Origin of the sequence: Streptomyces sp. NBC_00271, assembly GCF_036178845.1 — a bacterium.
Classification (GTDB): Bacteria; Actinomycetota; Actinomycetes; order Streptomycetales; family Streptomycetaceae; genus Streptomyces.
The window spans coordinates 8,059,131-8,079,247 of the sequence record NZ_CP108070.1 but is presented as its reverse complement, the minus strand read 5'-3'; the positions used below and the strand labels follow the sequence as shown (position 1 = coordinate 8,079,247).

General features: G+C 69.8%; 15 protein-coding genes and 1 pseudogene. 4 read left to right on the top strand and 12 right to left on the bottom strand.

What is annotated here, in order from left to right; translation table 11 throughout:
- Positions 1-28 precede the first annotated feature (28 nt).
- The 4 genes from OG798_RS36760 to proS all read right to left on the bottom strand — a co-directional run bounded on the left by OG798_RS36760 (position 29) and on the right by proS (position 3,271).
- Entirely contained in the window at positions 29-268 is a 240-nt protein-coding gene (locus OG798_RS36760) for an RNA-binding protein (protein WP_005479813.1), read from the bottom strand.
- 2 nt (positions 269-270) lie between these two features.
- Complete coding sequence (gene rpsP / locus OG798_RS36755; protein ID WP_060901212.1) at positions 271-699, bottom strand: 30S ribosomal protein S16; 429 nt, start codon at positions 697-699, stop codon at positions 271-273.
- Positions 700-1,007: 308 nt separating this feature from the next.
- Positions 1,008-1,604, bottom strand: coding sequence for a hypothetical protein (locus OG798_RS36750; protein ID WP_054235363.1), 597 nt, complete (start codon positions 1,602-1,604; stop codon positions 1,008-1,010).
- A gap of 251 nt (positions 1,605-1,855) precedes the next feature.
- Positions 1,856-3,271 carry a proline--tRNA ligase gene (proS, locus tag OG798_RS36745; RefSeq protein WP_095852386.1) on the bottom strand — a complete coding sequence of 472 codons (1,416 nt, stop codon included), beginning with the start codon at positions 3,269-3,271 and terminating at the stop codon, positions 1,856-1,858.
- 199 nt (positions 3,272-3,470) lie between these two features.
- Between proS and OG798_RS36740 the strand changes: the two genes are divergently transcribed.
- A complete protein-coding gene (locus OG798_RS36740) occupies positions 3,471-4,298 on the top strand; it encodes a class I SAM-dependent methyltransferase (protein WP_328758341.1) in 828 nt (275 codons plus the stop codon).
- 123 nt (positions 4,299-4,421) lie between these two features.
- On the opposite strand, the gene ftsH is transcribed toward OG798_RS36740, so the two are convergent.
- From ftsH to nsdA, 6 genes are all read right to left on the bottom strand, one after another.
- The gene (ftsH, locus tag OG798_RS36735) at positions 4,422-6,359 is read right to left on the bottom strand and encodes an ATP-dependent zinc metalloprotease FtsH (protein WP_095852388.1); all 1,938 of its coding nucleotides are present in this window, start codon (positions 6,357-6,359) and stop codon (positions 4,422-4,424) included.
- A gap of 148 nt (positions 6,360-6,507) precedes the next feature.
- A complete protein-coding gene (gene ffh / locus OG798_RS36730) occupies positions 6,508-8,061 on the bottom strand; it encodes a signal recognition particle protein (protein WP_095852389.1) in 1,554 nt (517 codons plus the stop codon).
- Positions 8,062-8,223: 162 nt separating this feature from the next.
- Entirely contained in the window at positions 8,224-10,674 is a 2,451-nt protein-coding gene (locus OG798_RS36725) for a [protein-PII] uridylyltransferase (protein ID WP_097224664.1), read from the bottom strand.
- 27 nt (positions 10,675-10,701) lie between these two features.
- Positions 10,702-11,040 (bottom strand): P-II family nitrogen regulator, encoded by a 339-nt coding sequence (locus OG798_RS36720; protein WP_054235369.1) that lies wholly within the window; start codon positions 11,038-11,040, stop codon positions 10,702-10,704.
- Positions 11,037-12,374: an ammonium transporter gene (locus tag OG798_RS36715; RefSeq protein WP_095852391.1), complete on the bottom strand. Its 1,338-nt coding sequence runs from the start codon at positions 12,372-12,374 to the stop codon at positions 11,037-11,039. Before OG798_RS36715 ends, OG798_RS36720 begins: the two co-directional genes overlap by 4 nt.
- Before the next feature lie 337 nt (positions 12,375-12,711).
- The gene (nsdA, locus tag OG798_RS36710) at positions 12,712-14,187 is read right to left on the bottom strand and encodes a transcriptional repressor NsdA (RefSeq protein ID WP_095852392.1); all 1,476 of its coding nucleotides are present in this window, start codon (positions 14,185-14,187) and stop codon (positions 12,712-12,714) included.
- A 458-nt stretch (positions 14,188-14,645) separates the two neighbouring features.
- Here nsdA and OG798_RS36705 point away from each other — a divergent pair, with 458 nt between their 5' ends.
- Positions 14,646-15,308, top strand: a complete 663-nt coding sequence (locus tag OG798_RS36705; protein WP_095852393.1) for a bifunctional DNA primase/polymerase — start codon at positions 14,646-14,648, stop codon at positions 15,306-15,308.
- Between the two features lie 105 nt (positions 15,309-15,413).
- Here the strand turns inward: OG798_RS36705 and ftsY are convergent, their stop codons facing one another.
- The gene (ftsY, locus tag OG798_RS36700) at positions 15,414-16,622 is read right to left on the bottom strand and encodes a signal recognition particle-docking protein FtsY (protein WP_121414913.1); all 1,209 of its coding nucleotides are present in this window, start codon (positions 16,620-16,622) and stop codon (positions 15,414-15,416) included.
- Positions 16,623-16,810: 188 nt separating this feature from the next.
- On the opposite strand from ftsY, the pseudogene OG798_RS36695 reads away from it, so the two are divergent.
- Together OG798_RS36695 and OG798_RS36690 are read left to right on the top strand one after the other, a co-directional pair.
- Positions 16,811-17,558: pseudogene (locus tag OG798_RS36695) on the top strand (cytosine permease); the annotation flags it as partial.
- A gap of 45 nt (positions 17,559-17,603) precedes the next feature.
- The gene (locus tag OG798_RS36690) at positions 17,604-18,575 is read left to right on the top strand and encodes an LLM class flavin-dependent oxidoreductase (protein ID WP_097224665.1); all 972 of its coding nucleotides are present in this window, start codon (positions 17,604-17,606) and stop codon (positions 18,573-18,575) included.
- An 87-nt stretch (positions 18,576-18,662) separates the two neighbouring features.
- Here the strand turns inward: OG798_RS36690 and OG798_RS36685 are convergent, their stop codons facing one another.
- On the bottom strand, positions 18,663-20,081 hold the full coding sequence (locus tag OG798_RS36685) for a sugar porter family MFS transporter (protein ID WP_097224666.1): 1,419 nt from the start codon (positions 20,079-20,081) through the stop codon (positions 18,663-18,665).
- Positions 20,082-20,117: the final 36 nt, after the last annotated feature.

The following is a 20,117-nucleotide window of genomic DNA, read 5'->3' as shown; positions in this document are numbered from 1 at the left end:
CCGGCCCGAGCCGGTGCTGCCTGTTACGTCAGCGGACGTGGTCCACGTCGACGAGGTCGACGCGGACGCCTCGGCCGCCGATGGCACCCACGACGGTCCGCAGAGCGCGGGCGGTACGGCCGTTGCGGCCGATCACCTTGCCGAGGTCGTCGGGGTGTACCCGGACCTCGAGAACGCGCCCACGGCGCAGGTCGCGCGAGGCGACCTGCACATCGTCGGGGTTGTCGACAATGCCCTTCACGAGGTGCTCGAGAGCCTCCTCGAGCATGCTCAGGCCTCGGTCGACTCAGACGAAGAGGACGCGGCCGGGGCCTCGTCCTTCTTCTCAGCCTTCTTCTTCTGGGTGATGGCCTCACCCTTGCCCTCGTCGTCGCCGCCCAGGGCGTCGAACGACGGGCGCGTCGCCTTCGGCTCGGCCACGAGCAGCGGAGCAGGGGCGGGCTCGCCCTTGAACTTCTGCCAGTCGCCGGTCAGCTTCAGGATGGCGAGAACGGGCTCGGTCGGCTGCGCGCCGACACCCAGCCAGTACTGCGCACGGTCCGAGTCGACCTCGATGCGCGACGGGTTCTGCACCGGGTGGTACAGACCGATCTCCTCGATGGCCCGACCATCACGGCGGGTACGGGAGTCGGCGACGACGATGCGGTAGTGAGGCGAACGGATCTTGCCCAGACGCTTCAGCTTGATCTTGACTGCCACGGAAGTGGTGTCTCCTGGTCTTGACGTGGTTGGGCACGGCGAGATGGCCGCGTGGGGTTGCGGTACCCGAGTGCCCGATGGACGCGTCAGCCGGAGGAGAGAGGGGTCCTGTGCGGCTGTCGAGTACAGCTAGCCATTGTGCCACACCCTGGCGGGTCGCCTTCACGGGGCAGCGCGCGGTGACCCCCGGCGCCGGATGCCCGGCACCGGGGGCCACCGCCGAGGTCGGCAGCGCACCCGGCTCGGACCGGGTGCCGCCGCGCGGGGCTGACTCCGACTGAGTACGGCTGCCACGAGCAGCCGTCCGCTCAGCTCGCCGCGGCGCCCACGACCTCGGGGATGCGGAACGGCTTCCCGCATCCTCCGCACACGATCGGTGCCTGCGCCAGTACGGACGGAACCACCCGTACGTTGCGGCCGCAGTCGCACACCGCCTTGACGCGGACACCTCCCCCGGAGGAGCCGTGCCGGGCGGCCGGGCCCCGGAACGAGCGGGCCGTGTCCGCGGCGGTCGCGGCGGTGTGTGCCTTGAGGGCGCGTTGCAGCCGCTCGATCGTCGGGCGGTAGCGCCGCTTCGCCTCGGGGTTGAGCGTGACCAGGGAGAAGCCACTGCTGGGGTGCGGCTCCTCCGGGTGGTCGAGGCCCAGCTCTTCGGCGATGGCGAGGAATCTGCGGTTGTGGTACCGGCCGGCGCGCGAAGTGTCGCGGACTCCGCGGGCGGCGGCGATGCCATGGACTGCCTCATGCAGCAGTCGTTCGAAGGAGAGTTCGTGTCCGCAGGCGGACGACGATTCTCCGATCAGGGACTCTGGCGCGGCAAGATCGGGCAGTTCGGGGTGGTGCCGCTGAATGTCGGCCCACGCCCCTGCCAGCTCTGCGGCGAGAACAGGTGGTGTCGTGCTCACGTAATGACAACGAGCCGGGGGGCCTCTGTGTTCCTATTCCGGGCCATCCCAAATAATTTGCACGTACCCGTCAGTTGGTGCTGATGCGTCCGGACGAGGGCGGGTGCGCTGATCTGCGGAGAAGCCTCACAGCTCACAACAAGCCGGTACGTAGTAACGCGTACGCCCCGGCGCGTAGACGGTGTCCGCACGCCGGGGCCCCTGTGGTCATCAGATGCGCAAGAGGCGTTTCGGCCTCCCTGCGGGCCTAGTCAGTAAGCGCGCGCGACGACCGCGACGTTACCCGGTGCGTCGTCGGCGTCGGGCACCGACCCGTCCTCGGCGACCAGACACCGTACGGTCACGGAGTGCTCGGCGAGCTCGGCCTCGCCCTCTTCTCCGAGGTCGGCCCACGGAATGCGCGCCCAGCCGCCGGCGGCGGCCGTCTCGACGGCCTCCTGGATCGTCGACACTTCCGCGGTGCGGGACTCCCTGCGCTCACGCGACTGCTTCAGAAGCAGCGCCTGGTCCTCTTCGAGGAGGGTGGGGAGCAGTTCCACCAGAGCGTCGATGGCGACCGGTTCCTTGCCGCCGGGGATACGGCGGGCCAGCATCGCGGTGCCGTTCTCCAGGTCACGGGGACCGACCTCGACGCGGACGGGGACTCCCTTGAGCTCCCAGTCGACGGCGCGCCGCCCGAATGGGACGTCGGTGCGGTCGTCCACGTGGACGCGTACACCCGCCGCCTTCAACCGGTCGCCGATTTCGCGGACCTTGGCCAGAACCGCCTCGTCGCCCTTGATCGCGAGGACGACGGCCTGGATCTGGGCGAGCCGCGGCGGGACGCGCAGTCCGTTGTCGTCGCCGTGCATCATCACCAGGGCGCCGATCATGCGGGTCGTCGAGCCCCAGGAGGTCTGCCAGACCAGCTCCTGCTTGCCTTCCTTCGACAGGTACTGGGTGTTGAAGGCCTTGGCGAAGTTCTGGCCCAGCTCGTGGCTGGTGGCCATCTGGAGGGCCTTGCCGTCGCCCATCATGCCTTCGAGCGTGAGGGTGTTGATGGCACCCGCGAAGCGCTCCTTGGCGGTCTTGCGGCCGGGGACGACATCCATGCCGAGGACGTTCAGCATGAAGTCCTCGTACACCTGACGGTGGATGTGCGCGGCGAAGTCGCGGGCGTCCTCGTACGTGGCGTGCGCGGTGTGGCCCTCCTGCCAGAGGAACTCGGACGTACGCAGGAAGAGGCGGGGCCTCAGCTCCCAACGGACCACGTTCGCCCACTGATTGATCAGCAGCGGCAGGTCGCGGTAGCTCTGCACCCACTTCGAGAAGTACTCGTTGATGATCATCTCGGAGGTGGGCCGGACGACCGCGGGCTCCTCGAGCTCCTTGCCGCCGCCGTGCGTGACCACCGCGAGCTCCGGTGCGAAGCCCTCGACGTGGTCGGCCTCCTTGGTGAGGTACGACTGCGGGATCAGCAACGGGAAGTACGCGTTCTGGGTACCCGTCTCCTTGATGCGGGCGTCCATCTCCGCCTGCATCCGCTCCCACAGCCCGTACCCGTACGGTCGGATGACCATGGAGCCACGCACCGGTCCGTTGTCGGCGAGCTCGGCCTTGGCGATCAGATCCTGGTACCAGCGCGGGAAGTCGTCCGCCTGGGGCGTGAGAACGGGTGCCTTTGCCATGGCGCGATGGTACGGGCACACGTTGCCGACATGTGAATTCTTGTGCCGCGCGCGGACAGCGCGCAAGCAGCGCGCCACAACCCCTGGACGGCGCGACGAGTGCGGAGTTACCTGACATACGGGGGAAGAGCGAGCGCACTGCACGGGGGCAAGGGAAACGGGGCGCAGCGGCAACTCTCGGTGGATTGGGGCGCTTTCGATGACACCTACGCTCGTGCGGCATCACCTACCTCACGCGGCTGCGCCGCCCCGGGTGGATCCATGTGCACGCGCGCGTGACTGGGCCGAGATCCAGGAGCGGATGCTGGTGCCGCTCTACGAAGCCGTCTACGAGCGGCTCGAAGTGGGCGCCGGGACGCGGGTGCTCGGCCTGCGCTGCGGTACGGGGCTGGCCCTTCTGATGGCGGCCTCCCGGGGAGCGGCGGTGACCGGCGTCGACTCCTCTTCGCCCGAACGGGTGCGGCTCGCGCGGGAACGGTTGCTGCCGGACGGGTGGGGCACACGCGCGCGTGCCGACGCCCGGATCGTGGAGGGGTCCCCCTCGGACCTCGTCGACCCGGCGGCGGCCGCGTACACGCTGGTGACCGCGTTCGAGCCGATCGGGTGCGCGGCGGGGGACGCCGAGGAACTCGGGGAGCTGCTGTCTGCGGCGACTCCGCTCGCCGAGCGGGGGGCGGCCGTGGTGCTGGTCGGATGGGGGCCACCGGAGCGGTGTGCCACGTCCGCGGTGCTGCCGGGCGAGGGGTGCGGGCAGGTTCCTCGCCGGGACGACCTGGAGGAGGTGGCCCAGCGGGCCGGGCTCCGGCCGGACGGGTCAGGTCGGGTGGCGTGTCCCTTCGGGTACGCGGACGTGGAGAGCGCGGTGCGGGGGTTGTTGTCGACCGGGCTGTTCGACGCGGCGGTCGGTGCGACGGATGTGGTGCAGGTGGGCAAGGAGCTGACGGAGGCGCTGCATCCGTATCAGCGCGGGGACGGCACGGTGTGGATGCCGAACGTCTTCAGGTACCTGATCGCCCGCACGGGCTGAGGTCGCCGGGTCTTCGCCCCCGCCGCCCCTACCCGTCCCGTCCCTGGGGGCTCCGCCCCCAGACCCCCGCCAAAAGCTTGCACAGTTCCCCGTGCCCCTGGAAACGGGGCGCGGGGAACTGCCTCACAGCTCCTCCTTCTTCACGCGTGTCACGCCCGCGATCCGGTATGCCTGTGCCTCCTCCAGCGTCTCGTTCGCGAGGAGGGCCTCCGCGAGGGCGTTCAGTTGGTCCCGGTGGTCGCGGAGCTTCTGGCACGCCTCCTCGTAGCACTCGTCGACGATGCGCCGCATCTCGTGGTCGATGGAGTCGAGGGTGGCCGGCGCGGCGGCGAGGCCGTAGGCCTGCTGGGCGTCGTTCGGGAGGGCGGAGAGGCGGCCGACCCGTTCGCTCATGCCCCAGCGGGCGACCATGCCGCGAACGACGTTGGTGACCTGTTCGAGGTCGTTCTCGGAGCCGGTCGTGACGACTCCGTAGACGACGTGTTCGGCGGCCATGCCCCCCAGGGCACCGATGATCCGACCGCGCAGGTACTCCTCGGTGTACGAGTACCGGTCGGTGTCCGGTGTCGAGAGCGTGACGCCCAGCGCGCGCCCGCGCGGGACGATGGTGATCTTGCGAACCGGGTCGGCACCTGGCTGCAGCATGCCGAGAAGGGCGTGGCCGCTCTCGTGGTACGCGGTCCTGCGGCGCTCCTCGTAGGGCATCACCAGGGAACGCTCCGCACCGAGCTGCACCTTCTCCAGCGCCTCGGAGAGGTCCGGCGGCGCCACCTCGTCCTGCTTGCGCTTGACGGCGAGCAGCGCCGCCTCGTTGGCGAGGTTGGCCAGATCCGCACCGGTCATGCCCGGCGTCGTGCGGGCCACCTGGGCCAGGTCCACTTCCGGGGACAGCGGGATCTTGCGGGTGTGGATCCGCAGGATCGCCTCACGGCCACGGCGGTCGGGGGGCGCGACGTTGACGATCCGGTCGAAGCGGCCGGGCCGGGTCAGCGCCGGGTCCAGGATGTCCGCACGGTTCGTCGCCGCGATGACGATGACGCCCTCGAAGCCCGAGAAGCCGTCCATCTCGGTGAGGATCTGGTTCAGGGTCTGCTCGCGCTCGTCGTGGCCGCCCATCGCCGAGCCACCGGCCCGGGAGCGCCCGATGGTGTCGATCTCGTCGATGAAGATGATCGAAGGGGCCACTTTTCGGGCCTCGGCGAAGAGTTCCCGGACCCGGGACGCGCCCACGCCCACGATCATCTCGATGAACTCCGATGCCGAGGCCGAGAAGAACGGAACGCCCGCCTCCCCCGCCACGGCACGCGCGAGCAGGGTCTTTCCCGTGCCGGGCGCACCCGCGAGGAGCACACCGCGCGGCATCTTCGCGCCCATCCTGCGGTACGCGTCCGGATTCTTGAGGAAGTCGACGATGTCGTTCAGTTCGCCCTCGACCTCGTCGATTCCGGCCACGTCGGCGAAGGTCGTGCGCTGGGCGCCGGGCTGCAGTTCGACCGGTTTCGGGGGTGCCTTGCGGCCGAGCATGCCGCCCGGGCCTCCGATGCCCGCCCGCAGCCGCCGGGCGAAGAACATCCACAGCAGTACCAGGAGCACGATGGGGGCCAGGGAGATCAGCAGGTTGGAGAGGAAGCTGCGCTGCTGGACCACCGGTGAGGCGGTCACCGTGACGTGGCGTGACTCCAGGTTCTGCCAGAGCTTGTCGTCCGCGAAGGACGGGCGCTGGGTCTTGAACTTGGTGTACTTCCCGCCGCCGTCCGGATTGGCCTGGGCCGTCTTGAGCTGGCCCTGGATCGCATCACCCTTGGAGTAGATCTTGGTGATGTTGTCGTTGTCGACCTGCTTGCTGAACTCCGTGTACGAGATCGTCGGCTCGGTGCCCTCGTTGAAGAAGGACAGCACCAGGAGGGCGATCACGAACACGACCAGGACGGCGACGACGAGGCCGATCCAGCCGCCGGGCATCTTCCGTCGCCCGGAGGGCGGACCGGTCGAGTCCGGTGGTGTTCCCTCGGTACGCCACGGCTGGTCAGGGTCCTTGCGCGGCGGCACAGGGTTGCTCATATTAGGACGTTACGACACGAAATACTCGCCAGCATGCGCAGAAAATGCCACTGGGGGCACCCCTCCGACGAGGGGTGCCCCCAGTGCCGTACGAGAACGACCTCGTACGGAAGAACCCGTACGGAAAACCCCGTACGGAAACGAACCGTCAGCCCATGAACTTCTTGAACTCGTCCGGCAGCTCGAAGTCCTGAGCCTGCTGCCCGGCCGGCAGACCGAAGGCGCCGCCCGGCTGGGCACCGGCCTCACGGCGGGCCGCGGCCTCTTCCTCCTGCTGCTTGCGCTTCATCGGGTTGCCGGAGCGCTGCTTGCCCTTGGCCACCTTCTGCTTCTTCTTGGCCCGGCCGGGGCCGCCACCCATGCCCGGGATCCCGGGCATTCCGGGCATGCCGCCGCCCTGGGCCATGCGGGACATCATCTTGCGGGCCTCGAAGAAGCGCTCGACCAGGTTCTTGACCGCGCTGACCTCGACACCCGAGCCCTTGGCGATACGGGCGCGGCGCGAGCCGTTGATGATCGTCGGCTCCTGGCGCTCGCCCGGCGTCATCGACTTGATGATGGCGGCCGTGCGGTCGACGTCGCGCTCGTCGAGGTTGTTGATCTGGTCCTTGATCTGGCCCATGCCCGGGAGCATGCCGAGCAGCTTGCTGATGCTGCCCATCTTCCTGACCTGCTCCATCTGGGCCAGGAAGTCGTCCAGGGTGAAGTCCTGGCCCTTCTTGGACGCCAGCTTGGAGGCCATCTTCTCGGCCTCTTCTTGGCTGAACGTCTTCTCCGCCTGCTCGATCAGGGTGAGCAGGTCACCCATGTCGAGGATGCGGGAGGCCATCCGGTCCGGGTGGAAGGCGTCGAAGTCGTCGAGCTTCTCGCCGTTCGACGCGAACATGATCGGCTTGCCGGTGACCGAGGCGATGGAGAGCGCGGCACCACCACGGGCGTCACCGTCGAGCTTCGACAGGACGACGCCGTCGAAGCCGACGCCGTCACGGAAGGCCTCGGCGGTGTTGACCGCGTCCTGACCGATCATCGCGTCGACGACGAAAAGGATCTCGTCGGGGCTGACGGCGTCGCGGATGTCCGCGGCCTGCTGCATCAGCTCCTGGTCGATGCCGAGACGGCCGGCGGTGTCCACGATCACAATGTCGTGGACCTTGGTCTTCGCGAACTCCATGGAGTCCTTGGAGACCTTCACCGGGTCACCGACGCCGTTGCCCGGCTCGGGGGCGTAGACGGCCACACCGGCGCGCTCGGCGACGACGCTCAGCTGGTTCACGGCGTTCGGGCGCTGGAGGTCGGCGGCGACCAGCAGCGGGGAGTGGCCCTGGTCCTTGAGCCACTTGCCGAGCTTTCCGGCGAGCGTGGTCTTACCGGCACCCTGAAGACCCGCGAGCATGATCACGGTGGGCGGGTTCTTGGCGAACCGCAGGCGGCGGGTCTCGCCGCCGAGGATCGTGACGAGCTCGTCGTTCACGATCTTCAGGACCTGCTGGGCCGGGTTCAGCGCCTTGGAGACCTCGGAGCCGAGGGCGCGCTCCTTGACGTTCTTGATGAAGGTCCGCACGACCGGCAGGGCCACATCGGCTTCGAGGAGCGCGATACGGATCTCGCGGGCCGTGGCGTCGATGTCAGCCTCGGAGAGCCGGCCTTTCCCGCGGAGGTTTTTGAAAGTCGCGCTCAGGCGGTCTGAGAGGGTATCGAACACGGTGGCGTCGGTCCTCGGAGTCGGGGGCGGTTTGGGTTGCCCTCCAGGGTATCTGCCCGAAAAGGGTTGGTGTCCCCTGCCCGGTGTGAATACCCGACAGGGACCACGTTCGATGGACGGAGACAGGACCGCGAGGTCACTCCCGCAGCATCTGCCACGAGGTCATCCCCGCAGCATCTCCTCCAGCCCCCGCGCCACCGACACCGCCTCCTCCGCCGGCAGGGGCGCGCCCTTGGGGCCGGTCACGTAGAAGGCGTCCACGGCGTTGGCGCCGAGGGTGGAGACATGCATGCTGCGCACCCATACGCTCGCGTCCTCCAGGGCCCGCCCGATGCGGTGCAGCAGGCCGGGAGCGTCGTGGGCGCGGACCTCGATGACCGTCGCGTGGCGGGAGGCGGCGGAGGCGACCGTCACCCGGGGCGGCGGCGCGATCGTGCCCCGGCGGCGCGGGTAGGCGGCGTCGCGCTCGGCGAGTCGGGCCGCGATGTCCAGGGAGCCGTCCAGGGCGCGCACGAGGTCGGCGCGCAGCCGGGCGGCCTGCGGCAGGGAGCCGTACTCGGCGGCGACCCGCCAGTTGAGCAGCAGCACCGAGCCCTCGACGCCGTCGGGCAGATCCAGGGCGCGCAGCTCGGCCGTGCGCACGGTCAGGCGGTGCATCGCGAGGACACCGGCGACCGCGGGAAGCACTCCGGGCTGGTCGGGCACGGCGATGAGCAGTTCCACGCCCAGGGGCTCGGGATCGCCGCTGGGCTCCTCCTCCGTGGGCGGTTCGGTCTGCGCGCGCAGTGCCAGTACGGGGCCGCCGGTGCGGAACGCCTCGATGGCGAGCCGCTCCTGCTCGGCCGTGGGCGCGGCGGCCTCGGGCTCCTCGGGGGAGTCTCCGGCGAGCACGGCTGCGACCCGTTTGACCAGGTCGGTGACGAGGGATCCGCGCCAGGAGGACCAGGCCGCGGGCCCGGTGGCCAGCGCGTCCGCCTCGGTGAGGGCGTGCAGCAGTTCGAGGGTGCTCTGCGATCCGACGGCCTCGGCGACCGAACGGACGGTCGCCGGGTCCTCCAGGTCGCGTCGGGTCGCGGTGTCGATGAGCAGCAGGTGGTGGCGTACGAGGGTGGCGAGCACCGCCACGTCGGCGCGGTCGAAGCCGATGCGGGCGGCCACGTCCCGGGCGATGATCTCGCCGGCCACGGAGTGGTCGCCGGGCCAGCCCTTGCCGATGTCGTGCAGCAGGGCGGAGACGAGGAGGAGGTCGGGGCGGCCCACGCGGCGGGCCAGTTCGGAGGCGCGGACGGCCGTCTCGATGAGGTGGCGGTCGACGGTCCAGATGTGCACGGCGTTGCGCTGCGGGCGGCAGCGCACCCGCTCCCAGTCGGGCAGGAGCCGGGTGATCAGGCCCTCGGCCTCCAGTGCCTCCCAGACCTCGATGGTCGGGCGGCCCGAGCCGAGCAGCGTGACGAGCTGTTCCCGGGCCTCGGCGGGCCAGGGCGTGGGCAGTGGGCGGGCGACGGCGGCCATGCGCCGTACGGCGTGCAGGGAGAGCGGGAGCCCGGCCTGTGCGGCGGCGGCCGCGGCACGCAGCGGGAGTACGGGGTCGCGCTCGGGGCGTGCGGCGCGGGCGAGTACCACCTCGCCGTCCATCTCGACCACACCCTCGGCGAGCGGTGAGCGCTCCACGGCGGGCTTGGCACCGCCGCCGAGCATGGCGCGCAGCCGTGGCCGCACAGCGCGCGACTTGAGCACGCGTCCCACTTCGCGCCAGGTGACGTCGCTGGCGTACGACACGACGCGCGCGGCCTCGTACACCTGGCGCAGGAGGGTGTCGGCGTCCAGGAGTCCGAGTTCGGCGGCGACCTGGTCCTGCTCCTGGAGCGCGAGGCGGTCGGTGGCGCGGCCGGTGGTGAGGTGGAGGGCGTCGCGGACGTCCAGGAGCCTGCGCCGGGCGTCGGCGAGGCCCTCACGGGGCGCGTCCGCGAGCCAGGAGGCGGCGACGGCACGCAGGGCGGTGGCGTCGCGCAGGCCGCCGCGAGCCTCCTTCAGGTCCGGTTCCAGGAGGTACTGCAGCTCGCCCTGGCGCTCGGCGCGCTCGGCGCACAGTTCCTGGAGTTCGGGGAGGCGTTTCGGCGCCTGGTTGCGCCAGTCGGCGAGGACGGCGGTACGCAATCCGGCGGTGAGGCCGAGGTCGCCCGCGATGTGGCGGGCGTCCAGCAGGCCGAGCTGCACCTTGAGGTCCCCGCTCGCGGTCTTGCGTGCCTCCCCGGGCGTACGCACCGAGTGGTCGAGGGCCAGGCCCAGGTCCCAGATGGGGTACCAGATGCGGTCGGCGAGCGCGGCGACCGTGCCGGAGTCGGCGCCGTCGTGCAGGAGCAGCAGGTCGAGATCGCTGCGTGGCGAGAGTTCTCCGCGGCCGTAGCCGCCGACGGCGACGAGCGAGACGCCGCGCAGTCCCTCGGCACCCGCGCCGAACAGGCCGGTCAGCCATTCGTCCGTGAGTTCGGCGAGGGCGGCACGGCGCGGCGGCCCGGACTGCGCCCCCTCCTGGAGGAGGCGCAGCCGGGCCGCCGCATAGCCGCTGGGTCCCGAGTCCTCTGCTTCCGTACGCATCTCCGTACTCGTCACCCAGTGGCTCCTGTTCTGATCTTCTGTTTAGAGCGCGTCCGGGCCGCGCTCGCCGGTCCGGACCCGGACGGCCGTCTCGACCGGGATGGACCACACCTTGCCGTCACCGATCTTGCCGGTGCGGGCCGCCTTCACGACGACATCGATCAGCTGTTCGGCGTCGTCGTCCTCGGCCAGCACCTCGATGCGGATCTTGGGGACCAGGTCGACGGTGTACTCGGCTCCACGGTAGACCTCGGTGTGTCCCCGCTGCCGACCGTAGCCGCTGGCCTCGGTGACCGTGAGGCCGTGCACCCCGAAGGCCTGCAGGGCCTCCTTGATCTCGTCGAGCCGGTGGGGCTTCACGACGGCGGTGATGAGCTTCATGCGTCCACCTTCTTGCTCTCCGTACCCGCGAGGGCGGAAACCGAGCCGCCGACGATGCCGCCGCCCGCTCCACTGAAGTCGTATGCGGTCTCGGCGTGCTCGGCCTGGTCGATGCCGGCGATCTCCTCGTCCTCGCTGACCCGCATGCCCATCGTCTTGTCGATGATGAAGGCGAGGATCGCGGAGACGACCAGGGAGTAGCCGAGGACGGCGAAGACACCGGCGCACTGCTTCCAGAACTGGGTGAGACCGCCGCCGTAGAAGAGGCCCTCGACGGTGGACTGGCCCTTGCCGCTGGCGAAGAAGCCGATCAGCAGGGAGCCGATGACACCGCCGACGAGGTGCACGCCGACCACGTCGAGGGAGTCGTCGTAGCCGAACTTGTACTTGAGGCCGACGGCCATGGCGCACACGACACCGGCGATGGCGCCGACGGCGATCGCGCCGAGCGGGGAGACCGCGCCACCCGACGGGGTGATGGCGACCAGACCGGCGACCGCGCCGGAGGCGGCGCCCAGCGTGGTGAACGCGCCGTGGCGGATCTTCTCGTAGATGAGCCAGGCCAGCATGGCGGCCGCGGTGGCGATCTGCGTGTTGACGAACATCAGCGCGCCGACGCCGTCGTCGTTGCCGAGCCACGAGCCGGCGTTGAATCCGAACCAGCCGAACCACAGCAGACCGGAGCCGAGCATCACCAGCGGGAGGCTGTGCGGACGCATCGGGTCCTTCTTGAAGCCGACGCGCTTGCCGATGACCAGGATCACGCCGAGCGCCGCGGCACCCGCGTTGATGTGGACCGCCGTACCACCGGCGAAGTCGATCACGCCGAGGTCGAACGCCCAGCCGCCGGTGCCCCAGACCCAGTGCGCGACCGGGAAGTAGACGACCGTGGCCCACAGCGCGATGAACAGCGACCACGCCGTGAACTTCACCCGGTCCGCCAGCGCACCGCTTATCAGCGCGGGCGTGATGATGGCGAACATCAGCTGGAAGACCATGAAGACGAAGATCGGGATGGTGTATCCCGGCCACAGCTCCGTCAGGCCGATGTTGCTGAGGCCGACCCAGTCCGAGGTCCAGCCGATGAACGAACCCTTGTCCGTGCCGAAGGCGAGGGAGAAGCCGTAAAGCACCCACAGGATCGTGATGATCCCCATGCTGATGAAGCTCATCATCAGCATGTTCAGGGTGCTCTTGACACGGACCATGCCTCCGTAGAAGAAGGCGAGGCCGGGGGTCATGATCAGCACCAGGGCGGAACAGATGAGCATGAACCCGGTGTTGGCGGCCGAGAGCTTGGGAGCTTCTGCGGCTAGCGTGATGGCTGGTGCCATCGGCGTCTCCTCGTCGTTGGTACGGCCCCGTGCGGGCGAAGCCTGAGCGGTCATGAGGGGTGGGCCGGTTATGCGCCATGAGATTGACGCAGCGCGGTTTCCGTCGACGCCCCTCGATGTTTCGCCGCAGTGACGAAGGCACCTCGTGTGTTACGCCTCCATGAACTGGCTGATACCGGGCGGAGCGATCGTTATCGTGGCGCAACCTTCCCAGAAGGCAAACGAACCGGCCACGGCTGGTCGTCCGATGACCTGGCATGGGGGAGCCGAGTCGGGCGGTTCGGGACGACCGGCCGTGGCCGGGGTACTGGGATCGGACCGCTTCCGCGGCCCGGGCTCAGACCGCTTCCGCGGTCTCGGGAAGGTCGGCGGCGAGCTGCTCGGTGAGGTCCACGACCTCGGCGAGGTCACCGAAGTCGCGGACGGCCGTGTCGACCGTCTTTCGGATACGAGTGTTGACGCGCTCGGAGCGCACCTTCTTGGCGATCGCCATCGCGTCCTTGGCCAATACCGCACTCTGCTCGGGCTCGCGCCGCAGCAGGTGCACGGTGGCCATGCCGATGAGATTGAGTGCGTACGAACGCTGGTGCTCGCCGTCCTTGGCGAAGAGGTCGACGGCCTGCTGCATCAGGGGCTCGGCGAGCGAGGCGTACGTGGGGCTGCGGCCCGCGACATAGGCCAGGTCGCGGTAGGAGTGCGAGTTCTCGCCGTGCAGCTCGGCCAGCGAGAAGAAGCGGATCCAGTCGGGGTCTGGGTCGTCCCACTCGTGAACGTCCTCGAAGCTGTCCTCGGCCATCCGGACGGCCCGCTTGCACTTTCCGGGCTGGCCCATGTTCGCGTAGGCGCGGGCCTCCATCGCATACAGCATGGCCTGGGTGCGCGGGCTCGCGCAGTCACGGCTTCCGTACTGCGCCAGATGGATGAGTTCGAGCGCGTCGTCGGGCCGGCCGAGGTGGATCATCTGGCGGCTCATGCTGGAGAGGATGTACGAGCCCAGCGGCTTGTCGCCCGCCTCCTTGGCGGCGTGCAGGGCGAGCACGAAGTACTTCTGCGCGGTGGGTTGCAGTCCCACGTCGTAGCTCATCCAGCCCGCCAGCTCGGCCAGCTCGGCGGCGACCTTGAACAGGCGTTTGCTGGTCGCCCCGGGCTGCGGCTCCTGGAGCAGGTCGGTCACCTCGTGCAGCTGGCCGACGACCGCCTTGCGGCGCAGACCTCCGCCGCACTGGGCGTCCCACTGGCGGAACATCACCGTGGTCGACTCCAGGAGGTCCAGCTCGGGCTGGGAGAGCCGGCCGGGGCGGCGCGCGGCGGCCGGGGACTCGGGCTCCTCCTGGGGCGCGGCGGGCGAGGGCACCAGCCAGCGCTGCATGGGCTCGATGAGGGCGGGGCCCGCGGCGAGGGCCAGCGAGCTGCCGAGGAAGCCACGTCGCGCCAGCATCAGGTCACTGCGCGAGTACTCGCTGATCAGCGCCACGGTCTGTGGGCCGGTCCAGGGCAGGTCGACACCCGACACGGACGGTGACTGGTGGGCGGCGCGCAGACCGAGGTCCTCAACGGCGACCACACAGCCGAACCGCTCGGAGAACAGCTCGGACAGGATCCGCGGAATCGGCTCACGCGGATTCTCGCCGTCCAGCCAGCGGCGCACCCGGGAGGTGTCCGTGGAGATGTGGTTGGCCCCCAACTGGCGGGCCCTTCGGTTCACTTGCCGCGCCAGCTCGCCCTTCGACCAGCCACTGCGCACGAACCACGAGCCCAACAGCTCATTCGGGCGCTTGTCAGCGTTCGTACCGCTTCCGCCGTTGCCGCCCACTGGAACGCCCCCATCCCTGAGACCACTTGTACGCTGCGTGCGCCAAGCCCTATCAGAATGCCGGTAAATACGGCCGCGCGTCCGGCAGTTCTCACCCTTCGAACGGGAAGCCGACTTGCCTCCGGCATACCCACGAGTGCATACGTCCCCAGGACTCGTGCACTCAAAGTAATCCTACGATCACGCGTCCAGCCATGGCGATCCCGGAAACGCCACCATTCGCCACCCCTTCGAATGAACTCCTGATCGCCTGTACGCGATTCACTTGACATAGGACAGCCAGAAGTGGCGAAACGATGCATTCGGGGGCGCACGTCGCCAGGTGCACCACCCGGGACGCTTCCGGGCGCCGCCGGGATCGCGTCGCCAACCACGTGACATCCGGGGACTTGAACACACTGAGTGATGTTTCGCGTTCATGGCGTAACCGTCGACGCGTCGGACCCGTTGGAGGGGGCATGGGCTTCACGATCGGCAGCAGTCGGGGAATGCGCGAAAGCCGGCCCGGCACCCGTCGCCGCGGCCGCTCGTCGGAGTGCACCGCGGTGGCCGAGTTCACCGGGCTGTGGGGCTGGGACGTGGTCCCCGGCGCCCGGGCCGCCGCGGGCGCGTGCTCCTGCGGCAAGGCCGGCTGCCCCACGCCGGGGGCGCATCCGCTGGACTTCGCGCCGGTGCTCGAAGCGGGCGCAACGCTCGACGAGGTCTCCGAGACCTGGGGCGATTTCCCGGGTGCCGCGGTGATGCTGCCGGTCGGCCGCGCGTTCGACGTCATCGAGGTCGCCGAGGCCGCCGGGCGCAGGGCGCTCGTCCGCCTGGAGCGGATGGGCCTGCCCACCGGACCGGTCACCGCGACGCCGGACGGCCGCGCCCACTTCCTCGTCGCCCCCGGCGCCGCGGCCGAGCTCCCCGAGCTGCTCTACCGGATGGGCTGGGACGACGCCTCCCTCGACCTGCACGGCCTCGGCCCCGGTACGTACGTCACCGCCCCGCCCTCCGACCGCGCCGGCCTCGGTCCGGTCCGCTGGCTGCGCTCCCCCGCCCTGGACTCGGCGACGAAGCCGCCGCAGGCGCGGTTGCTGCTGGGGACGCTGGCGTACGTGGCGCACCGGTCGCGCGCGTAACGACGCCGATACCGGTACCGACGTACACAGCAAAGCGTCCGCCCCCGAACTGCACCTCGGGGGCGGACGCTTCCGGAACCACCTACCAACCTCGGGAGGTGGGGTTCACTCTCCGATAAGGGCGTCAACGAACGCCTCCGGCTCGAACGGCGCCAGATCGTCCGCGCCCTCGCCCAGACCCACCAGCTTGACCGGCACCCCCAGCTCGCGCTGGACCGCGATCACGATGCCGCCCTTCGCGGTGCCGTCGAGCTTGGTCAGCACGATGCCGGTGATGTCGACGACCTCGGCGAAGACGCGGGCCTGCACCAGACCGTTCTGGCCGGTCGTGGCGTCGAGGACCAGCAGCACCTCGTCGAGCGGGGCGTGCTTCTCGACGACACGCTTGACCTTGCCGAGCTCGTCCATGAGCCCGGTCTTGGTGTGCAGCCGTCCGGCCGTGTCGATGAGGACTGCGTCGGCACCCTCCTCGATGCCCTCCTTGACCGCGTCGAAGGCGATCGAGGCGGGATCGCCGCCCTCGGGGCCGCGCACGGTACGGGCACCCACGCGCTCGCCCCAGGTCTGCAGCTGGTCGGCGGCGGCGGCACGGAAGGTGTCGGCGGCGCCGAGCACCACGTGCTTGCCGTCGGCGACGAGGACGCGGGCGAGCTTGCCGGTGGTGGTGGTCTTCCCGGTGCCGTTGACACCGACGACCATCACGATGCCCGGGGTGTCGAGGTTCGAGTCGGTCTTGACCGTACGGTCGAACTCGGGGACGAGAAGCTGCAGCAGCTCCTCGCGCAGCAGGGTGCGCAGCTCGTCGGGCGTCCGCGTACCGAGCACCTTCACGCGCTCACGCAGCCGCTCGACCAGCTCCTGGGTGGGCTGCACGCCGACGTCGGCGGTCAGCAGCGTGTCCTCGATCTCCTCCCAGGTGTCCTCGTCGAGGTGCTCGCGCGAGAGGAGCGTGAGCAGCCCCTTGCCGAGCGCGTTCTGCGAGCGCGAGAGGCGGGCGCGCAGCCGCACCAGGCGCCCGGCGGTCGGCTCCGGGATCTCGATCGCGGGAACTTCGACAACGGGTTGGGGTTCCTCGACGACGACCGGCGCGGCCGAGCCGTCCGGGAGATCCACCTCCTCTATCGTCCGGCGCTCTTCGTCGTGCGGGATCTCGGCCTCGTCGCCGATGTGCGGCTCGGCCGGAGGGGCGGTGATGTCGGGCGTGGTGGGGGGCGCCGGGGGCAGCGACTTCTTGCGGCGACTGCCGATGAGGAGCCCGCCGAGTGCGCCGATCACGACCACGGCGATGACTACAGCAAGGATGACGGTTTCCATAACAAGCCCAGTATGGCGTGACCACCCGCTCGACCGTTCGCTGTCCGCGTGGGGGCATGTCCTACGGGTCGCGCGCAGCGTACTCAGGGCGTGTCACGGCCCATGCCGTGGACCGTGACACGCCCTCGCCGCCACCATCGACGTGTCGCTGACCATGGGCGCGGCCCTGGCCGTCTCCTACGGACTCAATTTTCGGCGGCTTCTCCGTGCTCGTCCCCGGCCACCTGGTCGCGGACACGGACTGGGGCAGGGTCTTCGGGCAGCCCGCCGTCCCGACACCCCTGATGATCACGGGGGTCGGCTGATCGCGGCGGGCGGCATCAGCCGGGCGCCGGCGTCGTCGCACTCCCCCTGATCCTGATGGACGCCGTGATGGCCGTCTCGACACCGCACCTGGCCTCGGCCGCCGACCCGGTCTCCTGCGTCGGCACGATCCTGCCGCTGTGGATCGCGGTGGCCTACCTGCTCATCGCCCTGGTCGGCCTGCGCACCGGGCGGTCGCGGTCAACGCCGTGATCTCACTGGTCCTCGGCGGCGTCCTGATGCTGGTGGCGACCTCCTTCATGGGCTCGTTCATCGCGTTCCTGTCGCTGCTGGCGCTCGCGTTCTCGGCCTGGGTCGGCGTCTTCGGCGCGGACATGCCGCGCCGCGAGGAGTACGACGCCGGGGCCCTGCTCGACACCACGCGCACCAGCGCCTACTGGTACCGGGGCGGCTTCAGCCCGGACGCGGTCGCCGCGTGGGCGCTCGGGCCTGCTGTTCAGCACGTCCGACTGGTTCACCGGTCCGCTGGCGTCGAACAACCCCGTCGGCGGGTACGGCCTCGGCTGGGTGGCGACCGTCGCGGTCTCCTTCCTGCTGTACGCGGTGCTGCCGAAGCCCGCGGTGGCGCCCGTGGCGCAGCCCGCGAAAGGGTCCGCGACTATGGCTGTCTGACGAACCGTCAGCTACCGTCCCCCTCCACACCGAAGGGGGGCTTCCATGCCCGTAACCGTCGTGCGCTTCAACCTCGTCGACCCCGCCGCCACCCCCGCCTCGCTGAGCGCCCGCTACAAGGCGGCCATCGAGATGTCCGCCTACGCCGACGACCGCGGCATCACCACCGTGCAGACCGAGGAACACCACGGCGTCGCCAACAACTGGCTGCCCTCGCCGTTCGCGTTCGCGGGCGCGGTCTTCGGAGCGACCCGGCACCTCGCGGTCACCGTCTCCGCGGTCATCGGCCCGCTGCACGATCCACTGCGCCTCGCCGAGGACATCGCCGTACTCGACCTGCTCAGCGGCGGCCGCCTCGTCACCGTCGCCGGCATCGGCTACCGGCCCGAGGAGTACGCCCTCTTCGACGTCGACTGGAAGCGGCGCGGGGCACTCCAGGACGAGCTCCTGGAGACCGTGCTGAAGGCGTGGACCGGCGAGGAGTTCACCTACCGTGACCGTACGGTACGGGTCACACCGCGCCCGTTCTCCGACCCGCACCCGCTGCTGCTGGTCGGCGGCTCGTCCAGGGCCGCGGCCCGGCGCGCCGCTCGGCTCGGGCTCCCCTTCTTCCCCAGCGCGCACCTCCCCGAGCTGGAGGCGTACTACAAGGAGCGGCTCGTCGAGTACGGCACCGAGGGCTGGACCATGATGCCCGCCGCCGAGACCCCGCTGCTGCACATCGCCGAGGACCCGGACCGGGCGTGGGCCGAGTACGGCGGGCACTTCCTGCACGAGGCACGGACGTACGCCTCCTGGCAGTCCGGTGACATCCGCTCGGCGGTGAAGTCGGCTGCCACGACGGTCGAGGAACTGCGCGCGGAGGGCGTGTACCGGATCCTGACCCCCGACCAGTGCGTGGCGCAGGGTCTCGACAACCATGTGCTGCACCCGCTGTCCGGCGGGATGCCGATCGACGAGGGCTGGCGCAGCCTGCACCTGTTCTGCGAAGACGTACTGCCCCGGCTCGGGGATTGAGCCGGGGCAGTACGTCTTACGGGTACGAGGAGAGGGGCAGCGGGGACTTGGCCCTTCTCCTCGAGTCTCGGGGCCTCTTCAGGAGGCTCAGCCCATTTCCTCCAGCGTCTTGCCCTTGGTCTCCTTCACGTACTTGAGCACGAAGGGGATGGAGAGCGCGGCGAAGATCGTGTAGATCACGTAGGTCGCGGAGAGGTTCCAGTCGGCCAGCGACGGGAAGCTCGCGGTGATGGCCCAGTTGGCGATCCACTGCGCGGAGGCGGCGACGCCAAGGGCGGCGGCGCGGATCCGGTTCGGGAACATCTCGCCGAGGAAGACCCAGACCACGACACCCCAGGACAGGGCGAAGAAGAGGACGAAGACATGCGCGGCGATGAGGGCGACCCAGCCCTGTGTCGCCGGCAGCTTGCCGTCCACGAGGTCGTACGAGAAGGCCCAGGCCTCGAGCCCGAGACCGATGACCATACCGACGGAACCGATGAGGGCCAGCGGCTTGCGGCCGATCCGGTCCACGAAGATCATCGCGATCACGGTGCCGATGATGTTGATGATCGACGTCGTGAACGAGTAGAAGAACGACTCCGAGGGGTCGACGCCGACCGACTGCCACAGCGTCGATGAGTAGTAGAACGCGACGTTGATGCCGACGAACTGCTGGAAGACCGAGAGGCCGATGCCGACCCAGACGATCGGCTTGAAGAAGAAGCTGCCGCCGAGCAGGTCCTTGAAGGTCGACTTGTGCTCGCTCTTCATGGCGTGCTCGATCTCGGCGACGCGGGCCTGCAGATCGATCTTGTCGCCCTCGACCTCCTTGAGCACCTCACGGGCGCGGTCTTCCTTGCCCACGGAGATCAGGAAGCGCGGCGACTCGGGGATCGCGAAGGAGAGCAGACCGTAGAGGACGGCCGGGATGACCATGACACCGAGCATGACCTGCCAGGCCTCGACGCCCATCAGCTTGCCGCGCTGGTCGCCGCCGGCGGCGTTCAGGATGCCCCAGTTGACCAGCTGCGAGATGGCGATGCCGACGACGATCGCGGCCTGCTGGAAGGAGCCCAGGCGTCCGCGGTACGCGGCCGGGGAGACCTCGGCGATGTAGGCGGGGCCGATGACGGAGGCCATACCGATGGCGAATCCGCCGATGATGCGCCAGAAGGCGAGGTCCCACAGCGCGAACGGCAGCGCGGAACCGACGGCGCTGACCGTGAAGAGGACGGCGGAGATCTGCATGCATCGGATGCGGCCGATGCGGTCGGCTATGCGGCCCGCGGTCGCGGCGCCGATGGCGCAGCCGATCAGCGCGATGGCGATGACCTGGGCCAGGGTCGCCGAGCCGATGTCGTAGCGGCTTCGGATCGCCTCGACGGCGCCGTTGATCACGGCGCTGTCGTAACCGAACAGGAAGCCGCCCATTGCGGCCGCCGCCGCGATGAAGATGACATGCCCGAGATGTTCGGGGTGAGCCGTCCTGGCTCCTGGTTGGGGCGCCTGCGCGGTGCTGGTCACGTGTAACTCCTCGGGCCACCCGGCCTCGCTGCCGGG